Origin of the sequence: Actinopolymorpha sp. B17G11 (assembly GCF_040196095.1) — a bacterium.
Lineage (GTDB): Bacteria > Actinomycetota > Actinomycetes > Propionibacteriales > Actinopolymorphaceae > Thermasporomyces.
Map to the genome: position 1 here is coordinate 123664 of NZ_JBEFTW010000020.1, position 9559 is coordinate 133222.

At 66.5% G+C, this 9559-nt stretch carries 10 protein-coding genes; 2 read left to right on the top strand and 8 right to left on the bottom strand.

Annotated features, from left to right (window positions below):
- Together ABN028_RS20625 and ABN028_RS20630 are read right to left on the bottom strand one after the other, a co-directional pair.
- Entirely contained in the window at nt 1–177 is a 177-nt protein-coding gene (locus tag ABN028_RS20625; RefSeq protein WP_349697779.1) for a hypothetical protein, read from the bottom strand.
- A 169-nt stretch (nt 178–346) separates the two neighbouring features.
- Entirely contained in the window at nt 347–1030 is a 684-nt protein-coding gene (locus tag ABN028_RS20630) for an SH3 domain-containing protein (protein ID WP_349330786.1), read from the bottom strand.
- Nucleotides 1031–1501: 471 nt separating this feature from the next.
- On the opposite strand from ABN028_RS20630, the gene ABN028_RS20635 reads away from it, so the two are divergent.
- Nucleotides 1502–2218, top strand: coding sequence for a DUF3592 domain-containing protein (locus tag ABN028_RS20635; RefSeq protein ID WP_349697780.1), 717 nt, complete (start codon nt 1502–1504; stop codon nt 2216–2218).
- Nucleotides 2219–2221: 3 nt separating this feature from the next.
- Here ABN028_RS20635 and ABN028_RS20640 read toward each other — a convergent pair whose 3' ends face one another.
- The 3 genes from ABN028_RS20640 to ABN028_RS20650 all read right to left on the bottom strand — a co-directional run bounded on the left by ABN028_RS20640 (nt 2222) and on the right by ABN028_RS20650 (nt 5076).
- A complete protein-coding gene (locus ABN028_RS20640; protein ID WP_349330784.1) occupies nt 2222–3196 on the bottom strand; it encodes an aldo/keto reductase in 975 nt (324 codons plus the stop codon).
- Nucleotides 3197–3279: 83 nt separating this feature from the next.
- The gene (locus ABN028_RS20645; RefSeq protein ID WP_349694279.1) at nt 3280–3714 is read right to left on the bottom strand and encodes a MerR family transcriptional regulator; all 435 of its coding nucleotides are present in this window, start codon (nt 3712–3714) and stop codon (nt 3280–3282) included.
- Nucleotides 3715–3759: 45 nt separating this feature from the next.
- Complete coding sequence (locus ABN028_RS20650) at nt 3760–5076, bottom strand: MFS transporter (RefSeq protein ID WP_349697781.1); 1317 nt, start codon at nt 5074–5076, stop codon at nt 3760–3762.
- Between the two features lie 558 nt (nt 5077–5634).
- Here ABN028_RS20650 and ABN028_RS20655 point away from each other — a divergent pair.
- The gene (locus ABN028_RS20655; RefSeq protein WP_349697782.1) at nt 5635–6150 is read left to right on the top strand and encodes a putative immunity protein; all 516 of its coding nucleotides are present in this window, start codon (nt 5635–5637) and stop codon (nt 6148–6150) included.
- A gap of 109 nt (nt 6151–6259) precedes the next feature.
- Here the strand turns inward: ABN028_RS20655 and ABN028_RS20660 are convergent, their stop codons facing one another.
- From ABN028_RS20660 to ABN028_RS20670, 3 genes are all read right to left on the bottom strand, one after another.
- Nucleotides 6260–6748: a DinB family protein gene (locus tag ABN028_RS20660; protein ID WP_349697783.1), complete on the bottom strand. Its 489-nt coding sequence runs from the start codon at nt 6746–6748 to the stop codon at nt 6260–6262.
- 167 nt (nt 6749–6915) lie between these two features.
- Complete coding sequence (locus ABN028_RS20665; RefSeq protein ID WP_349697784.1) at nt 6916–8571, bottom strand: glycoside hydrolase family 3 protein; 1656 nt, start codon at nt 8569–8571, stop codon at nt 6916–6918.
- A 692-nt stretch (nt 8572–9263) separates the two neighbouring features.
- On the bottom strand, nt 9264–9559 hold a 296-nt coding region (locus ABN028_RS20670), incomplete at its 5' end, for a hypothetical protein (protein ID WP_349697785.1).

Here is a 9559-nt window from a genome sequence, read left to right on the forward strand (position 1 = left end):
CTAGGACGGGGTGTTCCTGCGGAGTGCGCGGGCGACCAGATGGAAGATCGGCTCGCGGATCCGCAACCACACCTCGATCACCACGATGATGACCCCGAGCAGAACGATCGGATACTCCTCGAAGAACACGAGAGTCCTCCCCCCCCAGCAGGCCGGCGCCCACACGTGCTCCCTCATGCAGGTCACCTCGGCCTCGCACCCAGAGAGTCGTCGCGCACGCACTTGCTGTCAAGGGCGACGCTCCGGTCGTGCCGCCCTGCACTCGTCAGTGGGCCCCACGCGTATCGAGCGGTGCACGAGAAGAGGTGGCGGGGGCACGCCCCCGCCACCTCTTCTCGTGGCGCTGTCAGCAGTACGGCGGCGCGGAGCCGACGTTCGACACGTACCGGGCGGCGACCCACTGACCGCCGCCGTCGCCGGTGAGTTGGTACCAGCGGGGGTTGCCGTCGATCGACTGGCTGTCGACCTTGCAGACCAGTGCCAGGAACGTCCCCTGTGGCGCCGACGACACCGTCGCGTTCGCCGTGTGCGGACCGCTGCGCACGTTCAGGAACGACAGCGCCCGTCCTTCGTACTCCTGCCCGTCGCCGCAGAACCGTGGCGCGGACCCGATGTTGGCGACGTAACGCGCGGTCACCCACTTCCCGGTGGACAGCTTGTACCAGAGCGAGTTGCCGCCCACGGACGGCCCGAACACCTTGCACTGGATGCTGATGGTCGCCCCGTAGCGGAGGGTGCCGACGTCGGCGGCTGCCGACGTCGGGGCACTCCGGATGTTGAGCGTCGTCGCGGTGACCCTGCCCTGGTAGCTCGTCGCGGCGTGAGCCGGTGGCGTCGGTACGAACGCCAGCAAGGTCGCCGAGAGCAGGACCGCCGCCGCGGCCGCGCCGATCCCACCGACGCGGCGGGTCCTCACAAGGAGGTGACCTCGCGCTCGTAGGGCTGCTGCGCGCTCACGGAAGCCAAGACCGAACCGCCCACCACGGCCAGTGCCGCGGCCGCCGGCGGTGATACCGATGCGATTACTCATGATGTGCCTCTCCCCGAATTGTTGCCTCACTTCGGCACTGTGTAGATGCTTGAGGCGCCGCGAAGGTTGTCCGACGGGACCTCGTACCACCAGCCACAGTCAGCAGGGTCGCCCTCGGACACCTTCGACTCGAACTGGCTGGCGCGCCGACTGCGCGGCGTACCCGGTGTTGCGATGATCTTGGTGAGGACGTCGGGGACACTTCGCCGACCCGATGTCCTCGCGGTCCTCACGTAGACGAGGAACGGCCCCGGCGACGGTCGCGGAGGTCGAGGAGTACAGCGGGTGCGTCGTCTGGCTGCCCGTGGTAGGAGGACGCCGGGCGGACATGGGGAGGTCCCCGGTTGTGCTCCTGGTCGCTACTGTCGGCGGCACTGTTGCCGTGACCGGTGGGGGCCGCAGGAACAGGCACCAGGGCGACTTCAACGTCCTGACCAATTGTCCCGGCCTCGGAAGAGGCAGACTTGGTCCATGAACAAGGGTCGGTTGTTTGCACTGCTGGGCGGAATCTTTGGTCTCGTAGGGATCATCCTGCTCGTCGTCACCGTCTGGGTCGTGGTCTCCACGGTGAGCTTCCTGAGCTCCGCCGAGCGCCTCGACGGCAAGGTCGTCGAGCTGACCGAACAGACTTCGAGCAGCAGTGGCAGCAACCGGTCCAGCACCGCCTGGTACCCGACGGTGGAGTTCACCGTCGACGGCGAGGCCTATTCGTTCCAGAGCTCCCAAGGATCGAACCCACCCGCATACGAGGTGGGCGACACCGTCGAGGTTGCCTACGACCCGGACGATCCGAACGACGCCCGACTCGCCTCGGTCGGCGCGGCGTACTTCGTCCCGCTGATCACCGGCGGTCTCGGGATCGTGTTCACGCCGATCGGGGTGGCGCTGTTCGTGAAGGGCCGGCGGATCCTGGCACAGCGGGCGTGGTTACGGCGGAACGGCCGGGAGATCTGGGCGGAGATCGCGCACATCGGGCTGGAGTTCAACATACGCGTGAATGGTCGCCATCCCTACGTCGTCCACGCGACCTGGCACGACGACCAGAGTGGCCGCACCTACACCGCGACCAGTGACTACGTCCGGCACGATCCGGGACCGGGCCTGCGCGGGCAGACGCACGTACGCGTGCTGTATGACCCGGCCGACCCGGACCGGAACCTGCTCGAGCTGGGAACGCGGCCCACCTAGAGCCTAGGCGTTGGTGAGGCGGTCCATCAGCTCGGCGTCCAGGCTGATCTCGAGCGCGTCCAACGCCTCATCGAGCTGACCCACCGACGACGCGCCAAAGAGCGGGATGACGACCGGATCGTGGTGCAGCATCCATGCCAACACGACCTGGTTGGGGGTGGCGCCCAGTTCCTGAGCGACCTGACGCAACACTTCGAATCGTACGTACGCAGTCGGATGCGCGTACCCGAGCTCGGCCGGAAACGGGCGGTCGGTACGGGCGTACGAGCCGATCAGCAGGGGCGCGTACGCCACCAGCGTCATGTCCCGATGCTCCCTGAGGTAGTCGAGGTGCTCTATCCCGACGTGCCGAAAATGCGGGGTACCGAGACGTTCGATGTGGCCCCGCACTGGGTTGTGCCACAGGTAGGTGTACCGCTGCTGAAGCACCGAATACGCGGCGACGCCCTGGTCGGCGGCCAGGCGCCGTGCGCGTTCCAACCGCCAGCTGGTGGTGTTGCTGCACCCGACCAGATCCACGATGCCGTCGGCGGCGAGCCGCCCGAACGCACCCACGGTCTCTTCCAATGGAGTGGCTCGGTTGTCGATGTGCGCGTAGTACAAGTCAATGCGCTCGATGCCCAGCCGAGTGAGGCTGCCCTTGACGGCGGAGTCGATGGTTGAGGCGGCAAGGCCTTCCCAGTTCGCATCGTCAGGGTTGCCGGGCGTGGTCGTCCTGGCGCCGCACTTGGTGGCGATGACAAGCTGGTCACGGTTGCCTCGCGAACGCATCCAGCGGCCGAGGAATTCCTCGCTCTCGCCACCGTGGCCGCTCGACTGGTTGTAGTTGTTGGACGTGTCGATGAAGGTTCCGCCGGCTTCGACGAAACGGTCGAGGATCGCCGTCGATGTGTCGGGGTCGGTCTCGCTGCCGAACCTCATGGCGCCCAGGCACAGAGCGCTGACGGTCCGGCGACTGCCCATGGTTCGATACAGCATGCAGTGCTCCCTTGAGATGGTGAGGTGTCGACGCCTGGTTTCTCAGAGGGGCTCGGCGTCAAGCCCGGAACGTGCGTGAACGACTACGCCGATACTGCGGGTGGCTGCGCTCGCCGGTATCCCGCGATCTTGCTGTTGATCACGTCCAGATCGCGGTGGAGGTCGGCGATGTGGCTCAGGACCCGATCGCGGTGCGCCTCGAGCAGTTCTGCACGCTCGAGCCCGGTATGGGCGCCGGCCCTGAGAAGCTCGGCATAACGCACCATCTCGCTGACCGGCATACCAGTCGCACGCAGGCGCATCAGCAGCGTCAGCCGCCGCAGGTCGATCTGCGTGTACTGGCGATTGCCGGACCGGTCACGGGCGACGCCTTCCAGCAGGCCCACCCGCTCGTACCAGCGCAAGGTGTGGGCGGACAGCCCGGTCAGTGTGGCAACCTGCCCGACGGTGAGCGGCTCGTCGACGTCAGGGGTGATCTCGGCTACGCCGCAGGTCTGGACGTCCGGTTCCTCGTTCACGCGACCAGAATGGCCCTTAGAGCGCACTCGAAGTCAAGCCGTCGGTCATGTGGGTCTTGGGTGTTCGACCGTCGGCAGCGCTTCATGCAGGGCAGGAAGCTCCCGTCCCAGGCGGACGAGCGGGGACAGGGCCATCAGCACTGGGGACAGCATCATGCCGGCGGCCGCCACCAGGAGGCTGGTGCGCAACCCCCACACCTCGGCCAGGTAGCCACCGAGCAGCGAGCCGAGCGGGGTCAGACCCATGCCGGCAAAGGTGATCGTCGCGCTCACCCGGCCCTGCATCCCGTCCGGGGTGACGGCCTGTCGGACGGCCATGTGCGTGACGTTGACCAGTTGACCGAACGCCCCGAACACGAAGTTGACCGCCACGAGCGACAGGATCGTCACCGCAGAGGGGCCGTGCAGCGCAGGTACGCACAGCATCACGCCGTCACCGATCGCCGCCGCGGACACGAGCACCAGCCCGTGACCGAGCCGGCTCGGCAGATGGGCGGCAAGCAACGAACCCACCAGCGCACCCGGCCCTATCGCCGCGAGGGCCAGGCCCACGGCACTGCCCGACAGCTGCAGCTCTCGCGGCAGGAAGAGAAGATAGACGGTCATCATGGCCGCGAAGGCGAACTGAAAGGCCGCCGACGCCAGGCCGATGGCCCGGAGCGAGGCGTCGCCGACGACGAAGCGGAGTCCCTCGTGGATTCGCCGCCAGACCCGAGAGGGTCGCTCCGAGCGCTCCGGAATCGACTCGGTTCGGCGGATCCGCCGGATCGACAGACACGACAGTGCGAAGATCAGCGCGCTGGACGCGGCGGCGATCGGCGCGGACAGCAGTGAGACCAGCGCGCCGCCGAGGGCGGGGCCACCGATCTGAGCGGCGGACCGGCTGCCTTCGAGCGCGCTGTTGCCCCGGACCAGCTGATCGCGTTTCACCAGGCGTACGAGCGAGGCCTGGTAGGCCACGTCGAAGAACACGGACATGGCCCCGATCGTGAAGGCAACCACGAGCATCGCCTGCAGGCCGAATCCATAGAGGACAGCCACGACGGCTCCGCCCAGTGCCACGGTCCGGCCCAGGTCCGCCAGCACCATCACGGTTCGGGTCCGCCACCTGTCCACCCACGCGCCGACAAAGAGCGCGAGCAGCAGGATTGGCGCCTGTCCCACCGCTCGAAGGACGCCCAGCTGGCTGGCGTCCGCATGAAGTGTCAGGACGGCGATGAGCGGAATGATCACCAGGCTCGTGTGTTCGCCGAGTTGGGAGGCCGTCTGGCCAAGCCAGAGCCTGCGGAAGTCGCTGTTCCGCCACAGGCTTGGCGGAGCAGATCGGACGGAATCGGATACAGCGGATGAAGGGAACGGCACAGGGGACCTCTTGGGTAGCCAAGGACGAGGCCCGCCGGTCGCACCGACGGTTCAGGCGGGCAAAGGCTCGCTGTGCCGCAGATCAAGGGCAGCACGCGATGACAGGCCGATCACGGCCTACGACGTCAACGCGCGCTTGGACGACCGGGCATCTCTCAGCTCCTCGTGGGTCACTCGCTGCCCGCACATTAGCCCCTCGGCAGGCCAGCTCAAAAGGAGATTGTGACCCGCATTGACCTGGGTGCGTCGCCGCCACCTGCCCGATCCTGCGGGCGAGCCGGCGTGAGTCACGGTCACACCGTGTGTTGTGACCACCGCCAGAATCCGCCGATCCCTCATCGGACATCCCTGCCACTGGCGAGATCGGCCAGGGTCTCCACCGAGTCCAGGGTGATGGGATCGTGCAGCAGGCGAACGAACGACGTTTAGCAGCTGCCACCTGGTCTCCTGAGCCAGCGCTGCTCTTGTCGGGTACGCAGGCTTTACTTGGGGCGTGCCTGGTCGCGCGTGCGCGTCCGTGGGCATTGGGCGGATGCACAAGCAGAAGGAGTGCGAACCATGATCCTCCCGAAGGTCCGGGACCCTCGCTTCGTGACGATTCGCCGCGGCGGGACCCTTACTGACTCGGACCACCATCTCCTCGCTCTCTGGGCGGCATCTTGCGCCGAGCACGTCCTTCACCTCTTCGAGTCGGCTCAGCCAAAGGACCCCAGACCGCGTCAGGCGATCGAGCAGGCCCGCGCCTGGGTACGTGGCGAGGTCAGGATGATGCAGGCTCGCGCGGCGGGCGGCCACGCGATGGGCGCGGCCAGAGATCTGCGTGGGGCAGCACGGCATGCCGCGTACGCTCCTGGCCAGGCCGGGGCCGTCGCCCACGTCGCCGCGCACGAACTAGGTGCGGCCGCCTACGCGATCAAGGCCGTACGTGCTGCCGCGCCCGAAGACGAGGCTGCGGCCGCAGGCCGACTCGAGTGCCAGTGGCAGCGTGACCAGCTCCCGGAGGCGATTCGCGAACTCGTACTTGACGACCAGCGGTTGCGGAACGACATCTGCTGGTCGGTGTTTGACTGCTGAGCGCGCGTCGGGGCGCCAGCACCGGTCCGCGACGACGGACCCAGCAGCGCTACAGGCAAGCTCACCAACCGGCCGGCGCACAGTGGCCTGTGCCAGGCAGGCACCGGATTCACTCGCGCCCAGCCAGCACCTGCTCGCGCAGGATGTCGGCGTGCCCGCAGTGTTGTGCGAGTTCTCGCAGCATGTGCGCATAGATGGCCCACAACGCGCGTGGACCCCGCCCGGTCACTTCCTCGTCGAGGGCAAGGTCGGCGACAAGGCGGCGTGACTTGGCACAGGCAGCGGCGTATGCGGCTCGGACGGTCTCGATCGTGTCTGTCTTGCTTAGGATGAAGGACCGGTCCGGAGTTGGTGGGGCACCCAGATCCCGCAAGGTTCGGCCCGTCAGGGCCTGGTCAAACCAGACGTGCTCGACGTAGGTGACGTGCTTGACCAGTCCCAGCAGTGTCGTGCGGGAGGGCACCAGGGATCGGCGTGCCTCCTCCTCGGTAAGGCCGTCGAGACTGTCGTGCAGCATTGCGCGGTGCTCGTCGAGCAGCTCGTCGAGCCGCACCCGCAGATCGCTCGTCCAGGGCAGGGCGGACTCGTGCACGTTCATTGCATCAGCTCCTCGGCCGGCTTCGCGTCGAGCACAAGAGCCTCAGCCGTGCTCACCGCTCCAGTATCGAGGATCGGTTGTAGCCTGGCCGACCGTTGTCCGAGCCATGGGGCAGTTGGCCAGTGGAGCAGTGAGGGGTGGCGCTTCCCACCGGCCGCCGATGTCTGTCAGTACGAAAGGCCCCAGCCAAGCGGATACAGCGTCTTGCCCGGCTCGGTGACGCTCGGAATCGCCACCGGGAGCTTCGCGGTTGGGTCAACTTCACCGAACAGCACCTTGGCACAGGCGCGCATGGCCACAGTGTTGCCGATATAGGTGGCAAGGAACGTCTGGACATCGGTGAAGTGCGCGATGTCGTACGGATCCCGGATGGCGACGACCACGATCGGCTTGCCGGTGGCTAGGAGCCGCTCGACCAGGAGCTGCTGGCGCTGCTGCGGGTCCGTGTTGTTCGTGTCCCATGCCCGCTGGGTGAGCACCACGGTCACGTCGGCGATCCGAGCCTGACCAACGGCAGTTTCGATGTCGGCGTCAGTGGGCTGGGTTCCGGTGTTGAGCGGTATCGTCGACACGTTCCGGTTCTCGAACTCGTCCGCCAACCCCTGCGTGCCTGTTCCGTTGCCACACACGAAGGCTGTCGATCCTTGCCGTAGTGAGAGCGGCAGCACCGAGGCGTCGTTCTTGATCAGCGTCGTGGTCTTGTTGGTGATTTGGTCGGCTCGGGCGAGGTGTCCGGGCGTTCCTACGATCGAGGGCACCCGGTCCACGTCGACGTACGGGTTGCGCACCAGACCCGAGGTGTACTTCCAGGTAAGGATCCGCCGGACCGACTCGTTCAGCCGATTCTCGCTGATCTCGCCGTTGTCGACCGCCTCGAGCACCGCGTCATAGGCGAGGTCGAACTTCGGTGGTAGCAGCAGCAGGTCGACCCCTGCCTTGAGCGCAAGCACAGGCACCCGGTCGTCGCCGTACTTGTCGCGCACTCCCTGCATGTCCAGTGCGTCGGTGGTGACCAGGCCGTCGAAGCCAAGCTCCTGACGCAATATGCCGGTCATGATCGGGTACGACAAGGTGGCCGGGTCGCCCGACGGGTCGAGCGCAGGAAACACCAGGTGACCAGTCATGATCGCCCCGACCCCAGCTCTGATCGCAGCCTTGAACGGCGGCGCGTCGATCGCCTCCCACTGCTCCCGGGAGTGGGTGATGATCGGGATACCGGTGTGGCTGTCGACCGCGGTGTCACCGTGCCCGGGAAAGTGCTTGGCCGTGGCGAGAATCTTCGCGTCCCGCTGGAATCCTTTGACCTGGGCAGTGGTCATCCTGCTGACCAGGTTCGGGTCCGCACCGAACGACCGAACACCGATCACCGGGTTGGCGGGGTTGATGTTGACGTCAGCGACGGGTGCGTTGTCCTGGTTGATCCCGATGGCACGCAACTCCTGGCCGAGGATGGCTGCGGTGTCGCGTGCGGCCTTGACATCGCGGCTGGCACCAAGCGCCATGTTGCCGGCGAACTGGGTCGCCGGTGGACCAATACGGACGATCGTTCCGCCTTCCTGGTCAGTCGAGATCAACAGTGGAAGCTCAGCGCCGGAGGCGACCGCTACCCGCTGCAGACCGTTGGACAGCCTGGCGACCTGCGGCGGGTCGACGACGTTGTCGGTGACGGTGAAATAACAGATACCGCCGAGGTCGTACTTCTCAACGACGTCGGCAGGTGTCGGGACGCCGAAATCCGCGGTGTTACGTGAGTCCACCGTGTCAGGGGCGCTGCCGTAGACGCGGGTGACGAAGAGCTGGCCGACCTTCTGCCGCACGGACATGCGACGGATCATCCGATCCACCCATGACTCGGTCGGTCCCCGACCGTCTCCCGGTGTGCCATCGGCGCCGGGAACGAGCACGCGCGGCGACGCGAAGGCATCGCCAGGGATGGTGCCCAGTCCGGCAAATGTGCCCGCCGCGCCAAGCAGGAACGCACGACGACGCGCCGTGCCTGACGGTACCTGCCGATGGGACCGCGGTGACGGAACCGGCTGCATGAAGTGTCCTCCCAGGACGTCAACACGGGCGACGTTCTCGTTGGTCACATTCCTTGCGACCACTTCGGGCCCTTGCTAATCGCGACGACTCAAGCAATGGGACTATGCCCGGCCACCTGCGTCGAAACACTGACGTCCGATCTCGGGTCCGCCGACTAGGAATTCGCCCGCGAATAGGACGGTTTCGTGAACAACCCGGTCGTACAAGAGGCGGAATGGACCACGACGCGGGCACTGACCGCTGAAGCTGAGGGCCTCGCGGCTCCACTCTGTCGTCGCAGATGACGGGCGGTCCGATACGGAGATGATCACCGCCAGCTAGGCCTGGCGGGCGCGTTCGATCGACTTGAGGCCGACTGTCATCCCTGCGGCCCACGCGCAGAACGCAGCGGACCAGGCGAGGATGCGCATCGCGGAGGCAGATTGGCCATCGGCGGAGGGCGGCTCCGCTGCGGCAGGGGTCCGAGTGGCTCCTACTGCTCTTCGATGAAGTACTGGCACGGGTTGGTTGGGGCGGGGTCCATGTAGACCCACACGGTGCCGTGGGACATGACGTTGTCCTTGGGGAAGTTCTGGGTTCGGGTGGAGACGATGCCGTAGGACGTGGTGGGTGCGGCGATTCCGATGCCGTGGAATTCGTCTCTGACGCTGGCGAGTATCTGCGTCATCAGCTGATGCTGCCTGTCAACGTCTGGCTCGGCCTTGAGCTGGTCGTACATCGCCAGCTGGTCTCGTATCACCTTTGGCGGCTCTTCACCGTCCTTGCCGC